This is a genomic window from Granulicella pectinivorans (assembly GCF_900114625.1).
GTDB classification, from domain to species: domain Bacteria; phylum Acidobacteriota; class Terriglobia; order Terriglobales; family Acidobacteriaceae; genus Edaphobacter; species Edaphobacter pectinivorans.
In genome coordinates this window covers 2771920-2789951 of sequence record NZ_FOZL01000001.1, presented here as the reverse complement: position 1 = coordinate 2789951, position 18032 = coordinate 2771920, and the positions used below count along the sequence as shown (strand labels likewise).

Genomic DNA, 18032 nt, shown 5'->3' with positions numbered 1-18032 from the left:
GATGTTCCGGGGCGGGCGTTGTTCGTCTTGGCGGGTCACGATACGATAGACTTTGGACGGTGACCAAGACTCGATGCATCTCGCTGACACGACATTCCGAATGCCTATGGCCATGTCCGCCCCAGGCGGCGTAAGGCCAGTGTTGGTGTAGTGACCGTTTCGTCCACTTCCCTTCTCTGAGCAGCCGTCTGGGGCCAACTTCTCTCCGACCTCGTTTTCTGTTGTCCTGCTCAGTTGCCAAGGAGAATTTCTGTGTCCGACCCGTTATCCGAACGTCCCGCCTTTCAGCCCTCCACGCTGGTGATCCACTCCAACCGCGTGTACGAGAGCCAGTCCAACTCCATTCTTTTTCCGGTTCATCAGACGGCCACGTACATCCACGAGAGCGTGGGAGTGACCAAAGGCTATGGTTACTCGCGTGGCGCTAACCCCACGGTCAACGCGCTCGAACAGTCGATCGCCGCGATCGAAGGGACCGAGCAGGCGCTCTGTTTCCGGAGCGGCATGGCGGCGATCACCACGCTGTGCATGGGGCTGCTGAAGTCGGGCGACCATGTGATTCTGTCCGAGGTAATCTACGGCGGAACAACGCGCCTCTTCGAACAGGTGCTGACGCACTTCGATGTCCAGTACACGTTTATTGACACGGCGGATCTGGCCGCGGTCGAGGCCGGGATCAAGCCGAATACGCGGCTGATTTTCGCGGAGACGCCGGCCAACCCCACGCTGCGGTTGTCCGACGTGAAGGCGCTGGCGGAGATCGCGCATCGGCACGAAAACGTGCTGTTCGGCGTGGACAATACCTTCCTCACGCCTCTGTTGCAGAACTGCCTGGAGCTGGGCGCGGATATCTCCATGCTGTCGACGACGAAGTACATTGACGGGCATAACGCCACGATCGGCGGGTCGCTGGCCTGCCACGATGCCGTCATCATGGACCGGCTGCGGTTTGTGCGGAAGATCATCGGCACGATCCAGGCTCCGCAGGACGCGTGGCTGACGATCCAGGGCGTGAAGACACTGCCGGCCCGGCTGGCGATGCATTGCAGCCATGCCCAGCAGGTGGCGGAGTGGCTGGAAAAGCATCCGCGCGTCTACCACGTGAACTATCCAGGACTAGCCTCGTTTCCGCAGCATGCGCTCGCCGTCAAGCAGCAGAAGGGCTTTGGCGGGATGTTGTCGTTCGAGCTCAACGCCACCACCGACGAGTCGCTGCGCTTCATGAAGGCGCTGAAGCTGTGCACCTGCGCGGAGAGTCTGGGAAGCGTGGAGACGTTGATTACAAATCCGGCCACAGCTTCTCACTGTGACCTGACGGTGGAGCTGCGGGAACGGCTTGGGATCTCGGACCGGTTGATTCGTCTGTCGGTGGGCCTGGAGTCGCCGATCGATCTAATCAAGGATTTTGAGCAGGCGTTCGACGTGATCTTCGGAGGTTCGAAGTGAAGTTCGCGACCCGGCTGGTTCACTACGATGTGGCGCCTAGAGACCCGTACAGCCCGATGAGCACGCCGATCTACCAGACGGCGACCTTCGAGCAGGAGCATGCGGACAGCTTTGGAGAATACGACTACTCGCGCAGCGGCAACCCTACGCGGCGTGTGCTGGAAGACCAGATCGCAGCTCTCGAAGGAGGGAGCCGCGCATTCTGCTTCGCCAGCGGCATGGCGGCGATCTCCAATGTGACGCGTCTGCTGAAGGCGGGCGACGAGATCGTGGCGGACTGGGATCTGTATGGCGGGGCGACGCGGCTGTTTGGCGAGGTGATCGACCGGGCGGGCGTTACGGTGCGGTATGTCGATGCCTCGGATGTGGCGCAGGTCTCGGCGGCGATCTCTCCGGCGACGAAGATGGTGTACCTGGAGTCGCCGACGAATCCCCTGCTGCGAATTATCGACCTGGCGGCGATTGCCGCGGTGGCGAAGGAGCGTGGGGTACTGGTGGTGGTCGACAGCAGCACGATGTCGCCGTATTTACAGAATCCGCTGGAGTTGGGTGCGGATATCGTGATTCATTCGGCGACCAAGTTCCTCAGTGGGCACAGCGATGTCACCGGCGGGGCGGTCGTCGTCAAGGACGAGGAGCTGGCCCGGCAGGTCTACTTCCTGCAGAACGCGGAAGGGACGGCATTGGGGCCTTTCGACTGCTATCTGGTGCTGCGTGGGCTGAAGACGCTGAAGCTGCGGATGGATGCGCAGCAGGCAAACGCCCTGCGGATCGCGGAGTTTTTGCAGGGTCACGCAAAGGTCGCGGCGGTCCATTATCCGGGAATGCCTTTTCATCCCGGGTACGCCGTACAGATGAGGCAGGCGCGCGGCGGCGGAGCGGTGTTAAGCTTCGCGGTCGGCTCAGCGGCGGCAGCGAAGATCGTTGCAGAAAAGACGGAGCTGTTCAAGATCGCAGTCAGCTTTGGGAGCGTGAACTCGACGATCAGCGTTCCGCTGAAGATGTCGCATGCGAGCACACCGGCTGCGCTCAAAGACGCCAGGGGGATTCCGGCGGAGTTGATACGGGTATCGGTGGGGATCGAGGACTGCGATGAGTTGATTGCGGATCTTGAGGCGGCGCTGAAGCTGGTTTAGGGGCTCAAGGCGATGGTCCTGCCGGACGGTCCCACTAGACGCGGGGCGGTCACTGCGTGACTCGTATACCGGTTCATGGCGCTATCGGAGAACGCGGGGCTTCCGTTGGTCGGCAAGGAGTTCTGCTCTCGATCAACAGGCCCAGCAGGAGATCTAAGGCATCTGTCCAATCGGCAAGCGCCGCGAGGCCAGGCTTTGCGATAGCATCCATGTATCTCTTCAGGGATCGGTGTCCATGGATGCTACAAAGGCAGGCTTAGCCGACAGGATCGGCTACGGGAAGTTTCTCCTCTTCATCGCGGGTATGGGCGGGTTGCTGTACGGGATCGATGTGGGCATCATCTCGGCGGCTCTGCTGTACCTGGGCAAGACGATCAGCCTCTCGCTCGAACAGACGTCGATGATCGTAGCCGCGGTTCTGGGTGGGAGCATGCTGTCGTCGCTGGTCGCGGGCTTCTTTGCCGATCTGCTGGGACGCAAGACGATGATGATCGTCAGCGGCCTGATGTTCGTAGCGAGCGTTGGCTTGATCGTCATCTCGCATGGATTTGTGCCTCTGTTTATCGGGCGCCTTTTGCAGGGCATGAGCGGTGGCGTAATCGCCGTCGTTGTACCGCTCTATCTGGCGGAGGCGCTGAGTGCGGAACATCGCGGGAGCGGATCGGCGGTCTTCCAGTTCATGCTCACGGTGGGCATCGTGATCGCCTCGTTCGCGGGGCTCTACTACACGCACCAGGCGGAGAGCGCGATTGCTGCGGCCCATGGCAATGCGGACCTGATCTATGCGGCGCAGAATCATGCGTGGCGCGCCATGTTTCTTTCGGTCGTGTATCCCGGGTTGATCTTCTTTTTCGGCAGCTTCTTCATCAGCGAGACGCCGCGCTGGCTGTTCCGCAAGGGCAAGGTGGAGGCGGCGCTGGCTTCGCTGCGGCGGTCCTCGCCCGAGGCCGAGGCGCAGAGGCAGTTGGCAGAGATGCAGACGCTGGCCGACGAGAAGACGAAGGGCGAAGGCGCGAAGGGCGGTGGATCGCTCCTGCAGCGGAAGTACATCATTCCATTTGTGCTGGCGTGCCTGATTCTGGGGCTAAATCAGGCCACGGGCATCAACTCGATTCTTGGGTACCTGGTCGTGATTCTGCGGCAGGCGGGCATGAACGCACAGCATGCCACACAGGGCGACCTCTCAGTGAAGATGCTGAACTGCGTGATGACCATCGTCGCGGTGGCGCTGGTCGATCGCAAGGGACGGAAGTTCCTGCTGATGATCGGCACGGGCGGAATCGTGATCTCGCTGGCGGCGGCAGCCTTCTTCTTCCACTCGTTCGAGGCGAAGAGACTGGATGTGATGCCGGCGGTGCAGGCGCAGGTACGTGGCAACGCAGTGGACGTTCCACTGAAGACGCTGATGGCAGGGAGTGCGAGCGGTGCGCCGACCAGCGTGACGGTGCTGTACAGCTATGGCGATGGCGAGAAGGTGGCGACGGCGCTGAGCGATGAGGGCGACGGACTGCTGACGATCCATCCGGATGCGGCTGCCCCGAAGGCTCCGCTGGTGCTGAAGCGAGCGATGTACGGAGCGATTCCGAGCGAACAGACAGGCTGGATCATCGCTCTGTGCGTGGCTCTCTTTATCGCCTCATACTCGGCTGGACCGGGCGTGGTGGTGTGGCTGGCATTGTCGGAGCTGATGCCGACACGGATTCGCTCGAACGGGATGGGCATCGCGCTTCTCATCAACCAGGGAGTCTCCACGTTGATCGCGGGGTTATTCCTGCCCACGGTCGGAAGCTACGGGTATGCGGCGATGTTCGGGTTCTGGGCGGCCTGCACGGTGCTCTACTTCGCGATCGCTGTGTTCTTCCTGCCGGAGACAAAGGGCAAGACGCTCGAGGAGATTGAATTGGGGTTTGAGAAGAAGACGGCCTGAATCGACAAGCAACACGCAACCGGGAGTAAATGAATGAAAGACGGATACGTGCAAGCAAAGCGCTTGCTTATCCGTCTTTCTTTTCTTGGTTGTGGGTCGACGGCTTATTTCTGCCTAGTACATCCAGCTTTTGACGTCGGCCCCGGCGGGGGCGGTTTTGACCATGTGCTCGGTCATCTGGGGGATGACGCGCTGGGCCCAGTTGGCGTTGTTCTGCTGCATGGTGTACTCCGACGGGCCGCCGGTGTAGCAGTGAGGCATGCCGGGGCCGTACTGGAACTGCGCGTCGCTGTGCGGGTTCACGCTGGCCTGAAGCTGCTTGTCGAGCAGGTGTACGGCGTTGTTGAGAAAATAGGTGTCGCCGTCGCCGACCTGGATGTGCAGCTTGCCCTCAAGCTTGGGACCGAGGGTGGGCCAGTCGCGCTTGAGGATCGCGGCGAGGTCGTAGTGATCGTGCCAGTACTGCACGACCTTGGGGTCGATCTCGCCGGTCTTCGAATCGAGCACTTCCGCGGGATAGCCATCGGCTCCCTGCGGGGAGAAGACGGCCTGCCAGATCATCCATTGTTCGGTGGAGCGTCCGTGGGTGCCGAGAACGTACTCGTAGGCAAACTCGCCCGCTGCGGTGGCGGTGATGGTGCCGTCCGGCTCACGGTCGCCCGCGGTAGGAACCTCGCCGAAGTCGCCACGGCGGTAGAAGGCGTTCTTGTCGTCGTAGAGATTGATGTTCTGGTAGGCGTGGAAGTCGACGGGATCGGGGCAGGCGGACCAGGTGCCGTTGTAGCTGTCGGGGTAGAAGATCTGGGTGGCGAGCGACTCCCATCCGCCGGTGGATCCGCCCATGGTGGCGCGAGCCCAGCCCTGGCCGATGCCGCGGTATTTGGATTCGACGGCCGGGATGAGTTCGTCGTTGATGGCCGAGCCATAGGGGCCTACATTGGCCGAATCGACCACGTAGCTGTCGTCGTAGTAGGGGTTGGCGTTCTGGACGAAGAGGATGATGACGCGTGGGACGCGGCCGTGGGTCCAGTCCTGAAAGAAGTTATAGCCGGCGACAGCGCGAGCGGCACCGGGGCCCTTGGGGCCGGTCGCGGTGAAGGCGGGCCTGGGGCCGGCGCTGTAGTGGTCCTGCCAGACGACGAGGGGATAGTGGGCGTCGGGGTGTTCGTCGAAGCCGTCGGGGAGGAGAACCCATGCGCCGAGATAGGTGTCGCGACCCCAGAATTTGCTCAGTTTTTCGCTCTTGAAGCGCATGTACTTGAGCCATCTGGACTCTGGCGCGTGCTGGGCGATGACCTCGGGATCCTGCGGCGTGCCCTTGATCTCGGGCATGGTCTGGTCGAGGGTGAGCTTGATGGTGGATTTGGGGTCGAAGTGGACCTTCACCGGACGGGAGTAGGGGTTGCCGGGCTTGCGGTTCCACTTCTGACCTTCGCCCTTGTCGGGAGAGAGCCATACGGTCTTGCCGGAGCCGAGGTGGAACTCCTCATAGAGGTTGAAGACGCCCTGGACGAAGTAGTCGCCGGCGGGAATCTCGGTGAGTGAACGGAGTGGGTAGCCGAAGGTCTTAGCATCGACCGTGATGGTGCCGGGGGCGGGGATTCCGTCGATCCCCACATCCACGCCGAACCCCTGCGCGGACTCGTAGCGCTCGTCCATCTGCATGCGGGGCTCGGACTTTTCGTTCTTGCTGAAGACGACGATGAGGTGGCCGTGCAGAGGAGCTTTCGTGGGGACAATGACCTCGATCTTCTGGGCGAGGGAGGACGCGGAGGCGAGGACCAGGAGGGCGGCCGAGAGAAGGGTTTTCATGAATTGACTTCAATCTACAACACCGCGGAAGGCGTGCGCTATTCCGCGGTGTCGTAGTTGAGGCTCTGACTAAGCCAGCGTTCTACTTCGGCGACCGTCATGCCTTTGCGCTCGGCGTAGTCGGCGGCCTGGTCGCGGTCGATCTTGCCCAACGAGAAATAGCGGGACTCAGGGTGCGCGAAGTAGATGCCGCTGACGCTGGAGCCGGGCCACATGGCGAAGGATTCGGTGATCTTCATGCCGGTGTTGGCTTCTACGTCGAGCAGGGTCCAGAGGGTGCCTTTTTCGGTGTGGTCGGGGCAGGCGGGGTAGCCGGGGGCGGGGCGGATGCCTCGGTACTTTTCCTGGATGAGTTCTTCGGGGGTCCAGGGCTCGTCGAGGCCGTACTCCCATTCGTCGCGGACGCGCTTGTGGAGGCACTCGGCGAAGGCTTCGGCGAGGCGGTCGGCGAGGGCTTCGGCCATGATGGCGTTGTAGTCGTCGTTGTCCTGGCGGAAGCGCTCGGTGATGGCGGCGAGGCCGATGCCGGTGGTGACGGCAAAGGCTCCTACATGGTCGGGGAGACTGGTTTCGCTCGGGGCGATGAAGTCGGCGAGGGAGCGGCAGGGTTCGCCTCCGTCGCGGTTGGACTGCTGACGGAGGAAGTGCAGGCGGGCGAGGGGTTCGGTGCGGGCCTCATCGGTGTAGAGCTGGACGTCGTCGCCAAAGGCAGCGGCCGGGAAGAAGCCGTAGACGCCGCGCGCGGTCATCCAGTTTTCGGCGATCATCGTGTCAAGGAGCTTGTTGCCGTCGGTGTAGACGCGGCGAGCTTCGCTTCCCTGCCGCTCATCTTCGAGGATGCGGGGGAAGATGCCCTTGAGGCCCCAGGTGTGGAAGAAGGGGGACCAGTCGATGTACTCGCGGAGGGTGGCTAGCGGGAAGTTATCGAGGACGCGGACGCCGGTGAAGGCGGGCGTTGGGATGTCTTCGGGGCGCCACTCGATGGGGGTGCGGCGTGCGCGGGCTTCGGCGAGCGGGGTGATCGCAAGCTTGGGGGCAGAATACTGTTTGCGGATGGCCTCGTAGTCGCTGCGGTGCTGGGCGACGAAGACGTCCTTGCCGTCTTCCGAGAGAAGGCTGGTGGTAACGCCAACGGCGCGGCTTGCGTCGAGGACATGGACGACCGGCTCGCTGTAGTGCGGGGCGATCTTGACCGCGGTGTGGGCCCGGCTGGTGGTTGCTCCGCCAATGAGAAGAGGGAGCTTGAAGGACTGGCGCTCCATCTCTTTCGCTACGTGGACCATCTCGTCGAGGGATGGGGTGATGAGGCCGGAGAGGCCGATCATGTCAGCCTTTTCTTCGCGGGCGCGTTGCAGGATCTTTTCGCAGGAGACCATGACGCCGAGGTCGATGACGTCGTAGTTGTTGCAGGCGAGGACCACGCCGACGATGTTCTTGCCGATGTCGTGGACGTCGCCCTTGACGGTGGCGAGGATGATCTTACCCTGCGCCTTGACGATCTGTCCGGCGGCCTCCATGGCTCGCTTCTCTTCTTCCATGAAGGGCGTGAGGTGGGCGACGGCCTTCTTCATGACGCGGGCGGATTTGACGACCTGCGGGAGGAACATCTTGCCTGCGCCGAAGAGGTCGCCGACGACGGACATGCCGGCCATGAGGGGGCCTTCGATGACGAGAAGGGGGCGGCCTAGTTGGACGCGGGCTTCTTCGGCGTCGATCTCGATGTAGGTGTCGATTCCCTTCACCAGCGCGTGCGAGAGGCGCTCCTCAACGGTGCCGTTGCGCCATTCCTCCGTTTTCTTCTCGGTGACAGCTGTGCCTACGTGTTTGAGGGATTCGCCGAATTCGACGAGGCGCTCGGTGGCGTCGGGGCGGCGGTTGAGGAGGACGTCCTCTACGAGAACCTTGAGCTCCGGCTCGATCTCTTCGTAGACCTCGAGCATGCCTGCGTTGACGATGCCCATGTCCATGCCGGCGGCGATGGCGTGGTAGAGGAAGGCGGAGTGCATGGCCTCGCGGACCTTGTTGTTGCCGCGGAAGGAGAAGCTGATGTTGGAGACGCCGCCGCTCACCTTGGCGTGGGGGAGGTTGGCCTTGATCCAGCGTGTGGCTTCGATGAAGTCGACCGCGTAGTTGTTGTGTTCCTCCATGCCGGTGGCTACGGTGAGGATGTTGGGGTCGAAGATGATGTCTTCGGGGGGAAAGCCTACTTCGTCGACGAGTATGCGGTAGGCGCGCTCGCAGATGCGGATCTTCTCGGCGTAGGTGGCGGCCTGGCCGTTTTCGTCGAAGGCCATGACGACGACGGCGGCTCCGTACTTGAGGACTTTGGCGGCGTTTTCGCGGAACTTCTCTTCGCCTTCCTTGAGCGAGATGGAGTTGACGATGCCCTTGCCTTGCAGGGTCTTGAGGCCAGCCTCGATGACCTCCCACTTGGAGGAGTCGACCATGAAGGGGACTTTGGCGACCTCCGGCTCAGAGGCTAAGAGCTGGAGGAAGCGGGTCATGGCGGCTACGCCGTCGATCATGCCCTCGTCCATGCAGATGTCGATGACGTTGGCGCCGTTCTCGGTCTGCTGGCGGGCGATGGCGACCGCTTCTTCGTACTTGCCTTCCTTGATGAGGCGGGCGAACTTGGGCGAGCCGGCTACGTTGGTGCGCTCGCCGATCATCATGTAGACGCCGGGCTGCTGGGTGAAGGGCTGGGAGCCGGAGAGGCGCAGGGGTTTGGTCTCGGTCATGCAGCCCCTTTCAAGGCGCGGGGGGCTTTGCCTTCGAGGGCTTTCGCGATGGCGGCGATGTGCTCGGGCGTGTTGCCGCAGCAGCCTCCGGCGATGTTGATGAGGCCGTCGTTCGCGAAGTTCCCGAGGAAGCGGGCCATGTCGGGCGGGCCGAGGTCGAAGCCAGTCTCAGACAGAGGATTGGGCAGGCCGGCGTTGGGGTAGGCGGAGATCGCCACGTCGGCTTTCTCGGAGAGCTCCGATAGGAAGGGGTACATGAGGTCCGGGCCTAGCGAGCAGTTGAGGCCGACGGAGAGGGGCTTTACGTGCTTCACGGCGGTCCAGAAGGCCTCAGTGGTCTGCGCGGAGATGAGCGTCTCGCCGCCGCGGCCTACGGCGGCGGAGATCATGATGGGGAGCTGAACCTTGTCGGCGTCGAAGACTTCGCGGATGGCGACGAGGGCGGCTTTGGCGTTGAGGGAGTCGAAGATGGTCTCGACGAGCAGCAGGTCGGAGCCTCCGGCGATGAGGGCGCGGACCTCTTCCATGTAGGCCGTCTTGACCTGGTCGAAGGTGACGACGCGGAAGCCGGCGTCATCGGCGTCGGGGGAGTTCGAGAGCGAAACGGTGAGCGGCCCGATGGCTCCGGCCACGAAGCGCTGGCGGCCGGTCTCGTTCCCGACGCGGTCGGCCCACTCGCGGCACTGGCGGGCGGAGGTTTCGTTGATCTCCCAGGCGAGGTCGCGGAGAGACTGGTCTTCGATGATCTTCTGATAGAACTCGGGGTCTTTGCGGCCGCCGGTTTCGCGGGGGTCGTCGACGAAGAACTCGGACTGCGTGATGGAGGTCGCGCCGAAGGTATTGGTCTCGATGATGTCGGCACCGGCCTCGAGGAAGCGGCGGTGGATGTCGCAGATCATGTCCGGCTGCGTGAGGGAGAAGAGATCCCCGTTGTTGAGGAGGTCCTTGTCGGAGTCGCGGAAGCGCTCGCCGCGGATGTCGGCCTCGTGCATGCCGTAGGTGCGGATGGTCGTGCCCATCGCGCCGTCGATGATGGCGATGCGTTCCTTCAGAATGGCTTCGAGGGGATGGATGGTGGTCTGGGTCATCGATTCCTGCATGTGGCACCGCACCGGAGGGTAGTTTTGAGAATGATCCGGGTGTTGGGGCACATCTTCCGATTATAGCTAGGCCATGGGCCTGGCTATTCGATGACCTGGGTTCGGGAAGGGTTCATGGGCAGCAGCCCACATCTCAGAATCGAGATGTGGGGCACCTGGATTGGCGGCGGGCTAGGCTACGGTGTTTTCGAGGGTGCCGATGCCCTCAATGGTGATGCGAATGTGGTCGCCGTGAGCCAGGGTGAAGTTGTCCTCGGGGACGATGCCGGTGCCGGTCATGAGAAAGACGCCATTGGGGAAGGCCGTCTCGCGGAAGAGGAATTCAACCAGTTCTTTGGGATCGCGCTTGAGCTCGGCTAACGTGGTGGTGCCGGCGAAGACCTCGGCGTGGTTGCGCTCGATGACGATTCCGATCGTTGTGGTAGTGGGAATCGGCTCGGAGGCGAGGAGGATGCAAGGACCAATCGCGCAGGCTCCGTCGTACATCTTGGCCTGCGGCAGATAGAGGGGGTTCTCGCCCTCAATGTCGCGGGAGCTCATGTCGTTGCCGATCGTGTAGCCCGCAATGTGTCCGGTGGGGGCGACAAAGAGGGTGAGCTCAGGCTCGGGCACGGACCAGGTGGCGTCTTTGCGGATGCGGACGGGACCGTTGGGACCGATGACGCGGCGTCCGGTGGATTTGAAGAAGAGCTCCGGACGGACGGCGGAGTAGACGCGGTCGTAGAAGGTGCCTCCGCCAGCGTCTTTCGATTCCTCGATGCGTGCGGAGCGGCTGCGGTAGTAGGTAACACCGGCGGCCCAGACCTGCTGGTCGTGGATAGGGGCGCAGACGGAGGCGGGGTGGAAGGCGACAAGGTTGGACTCGCGGATGCTGCTGTGCGCGATGTCATAGAGGTGCGGGTCGCGGAGGAGGCTATTCCAGTCCTGCGTATCGACGCGGTAAAAGTTGGCGTTCTCTTCGACGACGATGCCCTGAATGGTGCGATAGAGTTTCATGCGTTGGTGTCTCCGTAGGTCGAGGTTGAGAGTGCGCCGCGCTGAAGCTGAGCGACGATGGTGTCGGTGTCGTAAACGCATCCCCCCCAGACGCCTCCACTGGCCTGCACGAGGGCGGCCCAGAGGCGGGTGTCGGCGGGAAGATCGGGGTGCGGGGCGAGATCGGGCCGGGGCGCGCGCGAGGCAAGGCGTTGGATGCCGTCCTCCGGGGAGAATCGCTCGTCACCCTCCCCGATGAGGTTCACCGTACCGTGAAGCTGGCTGCGGTTGATGACGATCTCGATGGTGTCGCCTTCGAGGATGCGGCCGATGGGGCCTCCAGCGAGTGCCTCGGGAGAGATATGTCCGATGCAGGCTCCGGTGGAGACCCCGCTGAAACGAGCGTCGGTGAGGACGGCCACGTGCTTGCAAAAGGGCAGGCTCTTGAGGGCAGAGGTGATTTGGTAGATCTCCTGCATGCCAGCTCCGGCGGGGCCTCCGCAGATGAGGACGATGACATCTCCTTGGCCGACCGCGCCTTGCTTGATGGCGTCGATGGCTGCGGATTCGGTGAGGAAGACGCGCGCGGGGCCGGTGTGGCGGTAGGTGCTGTCGGCGCCGATGAGGGTGGGATCGATGGAGGTGCTCTTGATGACGCAGCCGTCGGGCGCGAGGTTGCCGACCGGGAAGCAGACGGTGGAGGTGAGGCCGCGCTGGCGGGCCCGGTCGGGGGAGAGGATGACGTCGTCGGGATCGATGCCGTCGAGAGCTGTCAAGCGTGTGCGCAGGAGAGCCCGCCGCTCGCTTTGCTCCCACCAGTTGAGGTTCTCATCCAGGGTCTGGCCGGAGACAGTGAGGACGGAAGTATCGAGGAGACCGGCGCGGCGGAGATGCAGCATGACCTCGGGGACGGCTCCGGCGAGGAAGACCTGTACGGTGGCGAAGTTTCCGGGGCCGTTGGGGAGTGCGTCAACGAGGCGTGGGACCTCGCGGTTGACGGCAGACCAGTCTGCAGCGACCGGCCGGCGGAGGCCGGCGGCGTGGGCGATCGCGGGCACATGCAACAGCAGATTCGTCGATCCGCCAAAGGCTGCGTGGAGCACCATCGCGTTGCGGATGGCGGCATCCGTGAGAATGTCGCGGGTACCGATGTTCCGCTGAGCCATGTGCAGGATCGCGCGAGCGGAGCGGGCAGCGGCGTCGAGCCAGATGGCCTGGCCCGAAGGCGAGAGAGCGGCGTGAGGGAGAGAAAGGCCAAGAGCTTCGGCGACGACCTGCGAGGTAGCGGCGGTGCCGAGGAACTGGCAGCCTCCTCCAGGTGTGGCACAGGCGCGGCATCCCATCTCTGCGGCGTATTTGAGGGTAATCTGCTGCTGGGCGTAGCGTGCCCCGATGGTCTGAACGCCGCCGGCATCTTCGCCCTGCTCGGGCAAGAGCGTGACGCCGCCCGGGATGAGGATGCTGGGTAACGGGCCGGAGGAGGCGAGTGCCATCATCATGGCGGGGAGCCCCTTGTCGCAGGTGGCGACTCCCAGGACGCCACGGCGCGTGGGTAACGACCGCATGAGGCGGCGCAGGACCATCGCGGCGTCATTACGATAGGGCAGAGAGTCGAGCATGCCGGCGGTGCCCTGGGTGCGACCGTCGCAGGGGTCGGTGACGGCTCCGGCATAGGGGATGGCGCGGAGGTTCCTCAACTCTCGAGCCGCTTCGCCGACGAGAAGTCCAACCTCCCAGTGACCGGTGTGAAAGCCGAGGGCGATGGCGGTGCCGTCGGCGGCGCGGAGGCCTCCGTGGGTGGAGAGGATGAGGAACTCAGGGTCGAGGAGGCGGGTGACATCCCAGCCCATGCCTGCGCTCTGGGACAGTCCGAACAGATTGCCGGAGGGCTGTGTCAGGAGCATCTCGGGCGTGATGGGCAGCGCGCCCTCGGGGCCGGGCGCGTGAGTCTTCGCCTCGGCGAAGAGCTTGGGGTCGGTGTCGAGAATGCGGCTTGCTGGAATATCGGGCATCATGCACCACTCTCCAGCGTGAGAGGGGGTGGCGTCAATGGCGCAGCCTTGGGCAGAAAGAGCAGCAGCACCGCCGAGACAATGAGGGACAGGGACATGAGCAGAAAGCCGGCCTTCGGGTTTCCGGTCGCGGCCTGCAGTGCACCGACGAAGTAGCTGCCGAGAAAACCGCCGAGAGCTCCGGCGCTGTTGATGAGGGCGAGGACCGCGGGCGTGACGTTGCGGGGGAGGCGTTCGGGGATGATCGCGAAGAAGGGTCCATACGGGGCGTACATGGCGGCGCCTCCGAGGATAAGGAAGAGAAAGGCGGCAAGAACGCTGCGCTCCGCCGTGAGGAAGGATCCAAGCAGGGCGAGGCCGGCGACAAGCAGGAACGGCCAAACCAGGGATTCACGGCGCTGGGTGCGGTCGGAGAGGTAGGAGGCAAGGAGCATGCTCAGGACAGCAGCCAGGTAGGGGATGGCGGAGAGGAGACCGGTGCGTCCCATGGCAAGGGCGCTTCCCTGCCGGACGATGGTCGGCAGCCAAAGGACGAAGCCATAGACGCCGACGCTCCAGGCGAAGTACTGGACGGCAAGAAGGAGGACATCGGGACGAAGGAGAGCCTGACGGACGGCTCCGACTGGTGCTACGGCCAACTGCTCTTCGGTGAGGGTTTGTTCGAGGGCGGCTCCGGCCTCGGGCTTCAGCCACCAGGTCTTCGAGGGCTTGTCGCGAACGACCAAGATCCACACGAAGGCCCAGACGATGGACGGGATGCCTTCGAAGATGAAGGTCTTCTGCCAGCCGACAGCCTGGATGAGGTAACCGGTAATCACGGACATCCAGAGCACGGTAAGGGGGTTGCCCAGGATAAGGAGGGCGTTCGACCTGCCGCGCTCGGAGCGTGTAAACCAGCTATTGAGCAGCACGAGCATCGCCGGAAAGATAAGGCTTTCGGCGGTGCCGAGCAGGAATCGGTCCGCGAGGAGAAGAGGATACGAGGTGATGACGCCGGAGAGCGCGGCGAAGCTTCCCCAGGCGACCAGAAGGAAGAAAACGAGGCGGGTGACGCCGAACTTTTTGGCCAGCGTTGCGCCGGGGAGCTGGAAGGCGAAGTATCCAAGGAAGAAGACACTCGAGAGCATGGAGGTCTGCTGGCCGGTAATGCCCAGAGTAGAGGCCATGCCGGCGGCGACGCCGAAGCCATAGTTGGCACGGTCGAGATAGGCGAGCGAGTAGGTGACGAAGACGGCGGGGAGGATAAAAAACCAGCGGCGGAAAAGGTCTGCCTTGAGAACTGCGGGGGCGGCGGGGCGCTGGCTCGTCGTGATCACGCTGGGCGTTTCCCTTTCGACGACTGCGCGGAGCGAGCCGTGTTGCATCGTTTTCGTTTGCGGGAGAAGTGTAGCGCGATGAGGCTACGCTTGTGGAGTGCCCAGTCGATCCTGCACGAAAAAGGGTTGACGATTCCATCCTGGAGAGAAGAGGATGACTGTGCCGTTTGACGGAGCCGTTTTTGACAGGCCAAAGTTGATTTTCAAAAAGGCAGAGTATCCCGCGCGTGAAACCTTCCGATCGAAAGCCCGTTCTGTTCTCCATGCGCGCCTTGGGGTGCGTGGTGGTGTGCGTGCTGATGACGGGCTGTCGTGCGAAGACGGTGGCGCGGACGCAGGCGCTGGACTTCAACCAGGATGTGCAGCCGGTGCTGGCGAGCAACTGCTTCAGTTGCCATGGGCCGGACCCGGCAGCGCGGAAGGCAGGGCTGAGGCTCGATCTGGAAGAGTCGGCCTTTCGCAAGAGACCGGGAAAGCCGGATGCGATCGTTCCCGGGCATCCTGAGCAGAGCGAACTGATCAGGCGAATCGAGTCGACGGATGCGCATCATCTGATGCCGCAGTCGCCCGAGGGAGAGGCCAAACCCATGAAGCCGGAGGAGATCGCAATCCTGAAAGAGTGGGTGAAGGAGGGCGCACACTATCGTCCGCATTGGGCGTTTGAGGAGCCTGCTCGGCCCGTGGTGCCAGAAGCTGGTACGGCAATCGATGGATTCATTTTGGCGAAGCTTACCAAAGAGGGTCTGCGGCCTTCGCCTGAAGCGGATAAGGCTACCCTGATCCGGAGGGTGACGCTGGATCTGACGGGGCTTCTCCCTACGCCGCAGGAGGTGGATGCTTTTCTGCGGGACGGTTCTCCGCAGGCGTATGAGCGTGTGGTCGACAGGCTTCTGGCGAGTCCGGCGTACGGAGAGCAGAGGACCCGGTACTGGCTCGACTATGCGCGCTACGCCGACACCTATGGTCTGCACTACGACAACAGCCGTCATGCGTGGCCCTACCGGGATTATCTGATTCGGTCCTTCAATGAGAACAAGCCGTTCGACCAGTTTGCACGCGAGCAGATCGCAGGCGACATGCTCCCGGCGCAATCGATCGATTCGATCATTGGGAGCGGATATGTGCGGTCGGGAGTGAGCAGCAACGAGGGCGGCACAATCCCCGAAGAGCTGCGATTCAACATTGCGCGAGAGCGTGCCGAGGCATACGGTGCGGCTTTCATGGGGCTGACCGTCGGATGCGCGGTGTGTCACGACCATAAGTACGATCCGACGACGCAGAAGGACTTCTACCAGTTGAGCGCCTTCTTCAACAACATGAACGAGGAGCCGTTCAATCTGGATCAGCCGGACTGGGCTCCGGTCCTGCGGATTCCCAGGCAGCAGAATCTGGCGGCGTACAACCGTGCGCTCAAGCAGAGGTCCGCGCTGCTGAGCGAATTGAATGGACTCCGTGCGAAGGATCGCGAGGCGGTCGATCGGTGGTTGAAGTCGTCGCACGACCTGCCGGTGCCGGTGTCGAATGCCGGGTTGCAGGTTCGGTTACGGCTGGACGAGGGCGGGGGCGAGACGCTGGCGAATAGCGCTCCCGGGGCGAATCCGGCGAGCTATCCGATCGGCATGGGCAAGCCGCAATGGGGAGAGACGACGTGGTTCTGGCCGGATTTTCGCACGGACACGACGACGCATATTGCGCTGGGTCAAGCGGGTGACTTCGAGTGGAACCAGCCGTTCTCGACGGGCGGATGGATGATGGTGCGGTCCTCGCCCAATCTCTCATCGTGGAGGCTGACCGGCACGCTGCTCTCGAAGATGGATACCACCAACAAGAGCAGGGGTTGGGATCTGGTCGCGGACAAGGGTTTCATCAGCGTCGACCTGGTAAGCGAGGCTACGGGCAAGATGGATGTGCAGCAGGATAAGCCTTCGAAGCCAAAGCCCGGCCAGGCTCCGAAGCCGAAGCTGATACCTGCTTCCAAGCCGAAGACACCACCTCCTCCCCCACAGCCGCTGGTGGGTAAGCTGCTGAAGGTCTCGACGACGAAAGAGGTGGTGACACACGGAGACTGGCAGCACATCTTTTTTACGTACGACGGCTCGGGCAAGGCCGCAGGAATCAGGATCTATATCGACGGGGTGGCCGTACCGACCAGGGTTGTTTCGGACACGCTGGGGCGGTCGAGCATCAAGACGCCGGTGCCGATGTTGCTTGGGTATCGGTATCCGGAGGAGAAGCCGGCGCGCGATACGCGGTACCAGGATGTAAGGCTCTATGCGCGTGGGCTTTCGGCCGCGGAGGCGAAGAGGCTCCCGTATGAAGACTACGTGGCCGAGGTGGTCAGCAAACCTGCGACGCAATGGAACGGCGACCAGAGGCATACGGTCAGCCAGTTTTACTTTACAAGCGTGGACGCCCGCGCGAAGGAGATTGGGGCTAAGGTCGCGGAGCTGAATACACAGATGGAGAAGCTCTCCGAGGGGGGCGATCTGACGATCGTCTCCGCGGACAAGCCCTCGCTGGCCTACGCGGATATTCTGGACCGCGGCATCTATAGCGCGCGCAAGCAGAGAGTGGAGGCGGACGTCCCACACTTTCTTCCGCAGCTTCCCACGGGAGTTCCTCATACGCGTCTGGCACTGGCGGACTGGACGGTGAGCAAGAACAATCCGCTGACGGCCCGGGTAACGGTAAACCGGATGTGGAACGAAGTCTTCGGCACCGGGCTGGTAGAGACGACAGAAGACTTCGGCATCATGGGCGGAAGGCCGACCCATCCGGCACTGCTCGATTGGTTGGCGGTGGAGTTTCGCGAAAGCGGCTGGAATGTGAAGCACATGTATAAGCTGATGGTGATGTCGGCGGCATACCGGCAGAGCGCTAAGACAACTCCGGAGCAACTCAACAAGGATCCGCGCAACCTGCTGCTCGCGCATGGGCCGCGCTTCCGCATGGATGCGGAGATGCTGCGGGATATCGCGCTGCAGACGAGCGGCCTGCTGGTGAACAAGATCGGTGGACCGAGCGTGAAGCCCTATCAGCCGGACAACGTTTGGACGGTGGGGTATCCGACGAGCGATACGACGATCTATGTGCAGGAGCATGGAGATGCGCTCTACCGGCGCAGCATGTATACGACGTGGAAGCGGATGGCGATGGAACCGGACATGGACGCGTTCGATGCTCCGCCACGCGACACGGTGTGTACACGACGGCAGAGGACGGATACGCCGCTGCAGGCCCTGGTAACGATGAACGATGTACAGTGGGTCGAGGCTTCGCGGGCACTGGCGGAGCGGGTGATCGTAGAGGGTGGGAAGAAGCCCGAGGAACGCATCCGGTATATGAGCGAGATTGTGCTCTCGCATACGCCGACGCCGCAGATGCAGGGTGTGCTGACGGCCTCGCTGACGCAGATGGAGCAGCACTACGGGGCCGATCCGGCAGCGGCGCAAAAGCTGGTCGCGGTGGGCGAGAAGAAGCGGAATCCGGCCATTCCGGCACCAGAGCTGGCGGCGTGGACGATGGTCGCCAGCGAGATGATGAACCTGGACGAGACGGTGAATAAGTAGG

10 protein-coding genes are annotated in these 18032 nt (G+C 62.9%); 4 read left to right on the top strand and 6 right to left on the bottom strand.

Annotated features, from left to right (window positions below; all coding sequences use genetic code 11):
• Window positions 1–252: 252 nt before the first annotated feature.
• The 3 genes from BM400_RS11005 to BM400_RS10995 all read left to right on the top strand — a co-directional run bounded on the left by BM400_RS11005 (window position 253) and on the right by BM400_RS10995 (window position 4509).
• On the top strand, window positions 253–1446 hold the full coding sequence (locus tag BM400_RS11005) for a trans-sulfuration enzyme family protein (RefSeq protein WP_089839208.1): 1194 nt from the start codon (window positions 253–255) through the stop codon (window positions 1444–1446).
• The gene (locus BM400_RS11000) at window positions 1443–2582 is read left to right on the top strand and encodes a cystathionine beta-lyase (RefSeq protein WP_089839207.1); all 1140 of its coding nucleotides are present in this window, start codon (window positions 1443–1445) and stop codon (window positions 2580–2582) included. The genes BM400_RS11005 and BM400_RS11000 overlap by 4 nt, the downstream gene beginning before the upstream one ends.
• 235 nt (window positions 2583–2817) lie before the next feature.
• The gene (locus BM400_RS10995) at window positions 2818–4509 is read left to right on the top strand and encodes an MFS transporter (RefSeq protein ID WP_089839206.1); all 1692 of its coding nucleotides are present in this window, start codon (window positions 2818–2820) and stop codon (window positions 4507–4509) included.
• 114 nt (window positions 4510–4623) lie between these two features.
• On the opposite strand, the gene BM400_RS10990 is transcribed toward BM400_RS10995, so the two are convergent.
• The 6 genes from BM400_RS10990 to BM400_RS10965 all read right to left on the bottom strand — a co-directional run bounded on the left by BM400_RS10990 (window position 4624) and on the right by BM400_RS10965 (window position 14462).
• Entirely contained in the window at window positions 4624–6321 is a 1698-nt protein-coding gene (locus BM400_RS10990; protein WP_089839205.1) for an alpha/beta hydrolase-fold protein, read from the bottom strand.
• Window positions 6322–6359: 38 nt separating this feature from the next.
• Complete coding sequence (metH, locus tag BM400_RS10985; protein ID WP_089839204.1) at window positions 6360–9059, bottom strand: methionine synthase; 2700 nt, start codon at window positions 9057–9059, stop codon at window positions 6360–6362.
• Window positions 9056–10147, bottom strand: a complete 1092-nt coding sequence (locus BM400_RS10980; RefSeq protein WP_089841765.1) for a homocysteine S-methyltransferase family protein — start codon at window positions 10145–10147, stop codon at window positions 9056–9058. The genes metH and BM400_RS10980 overlap by 4 nt, the downstream gene beginning before the upstream one ends.
• 183 nt (window positions 10148–10330) lie before the next feature.
• Complete coding sequence (locus tag BM400_RS10975) at window positions 10331–11155, bottom strand: fumarylacetoacetate hydrolase family protein (RefSeq protein ID WP_089839203.1); 825 nt, start codon at window positions 11153–11155, stop codon at window positions 10331–10333.
• Complete coding sequence (locus tag BM400_RS10970) at window positions 11152–13149, bottom strand: YjhG/YagF family D-xylonate dehydratase (protein WP_281245498.1); 1998 nt, start codon at window positions 13147–13149, stop codon at window positions 11152–11154. Before BM400_RS10970 ends, BM400_RS10975 begins: the two co-directional genes overlap by 4 nt.
• Window positions 13146–14462 (bottom strand): MFS transporter, encoded by a 1317-nt coding sequence (locus BM400_RS10965; protein WP_245781817.1) that lies wholly within the window; start codon window positions 14460–14462, stop codon window positions 13146–13148. The genes BM400_RS10970 and BM400_RS10965 overlap by 4 nt, the downstream gene beginning before the upstream one ends.
• A gap of 227 nt (window positions 14463–14689) precedes the next feature.
• Here BM400_RS10965 and BM400_RS10960 point away from each other — a divergent pair, with 227 nt between their 5' ends.
• A complete protein-coding gene (locus BM400_RS10960; RefSeq protein WP_141223888.1) occupies window positions 14690–18031 on the top strand; it encodes a DUF1553 domain-containing protein in 3342 nt (1113 codons plus the stop codon).
• Window position 18032 lies beyond the last annotated feature (1 nt).

Coding starts and splice junctions, on each gene's coding strand:
- BM400_RS10980 (WP_089841765.1), bottom strand. CDS start 10,147: ATGACCCAGACCACCATCCATCCCCTCGAAGCCATTCTGAAGGAACGC.
- metH (WP_089839204.1), bottom strand. CDS start 9,059: ATGACCGAGACCAAACCCCTGCGCCTCTCCGGCTCCCAGCCCTTCACC.
- BM400_RS10975 (WP_089839203.1), bottom strand. CDS start 11,155: ATGAAACTCTATCGCACCATTCAGGGCATCGTCGTCGAAGAGAACGCC.
- BM400_RS10995 (WP_089839206.1), top strand. CDS start 2,818: ATGGATGCTACAAAGGCAGGCTTAGCCGACAGGATCGGCTACGGGAAG.
- BM400_RS10970 (WP_281245498.1), bottom strand. CDS start 13,149: ATGATGCCCGATATTCCAGCAAGCCGCATTCTCGACACCGACCCCAAG.
- BM400_RS10990 (WP_089839205.1), bottom strand. CDS start 6,321: ATGAAAACCCTTCTCTCGGCCGCCCTCCTGGTCCTCGCCTCCGCGTCC.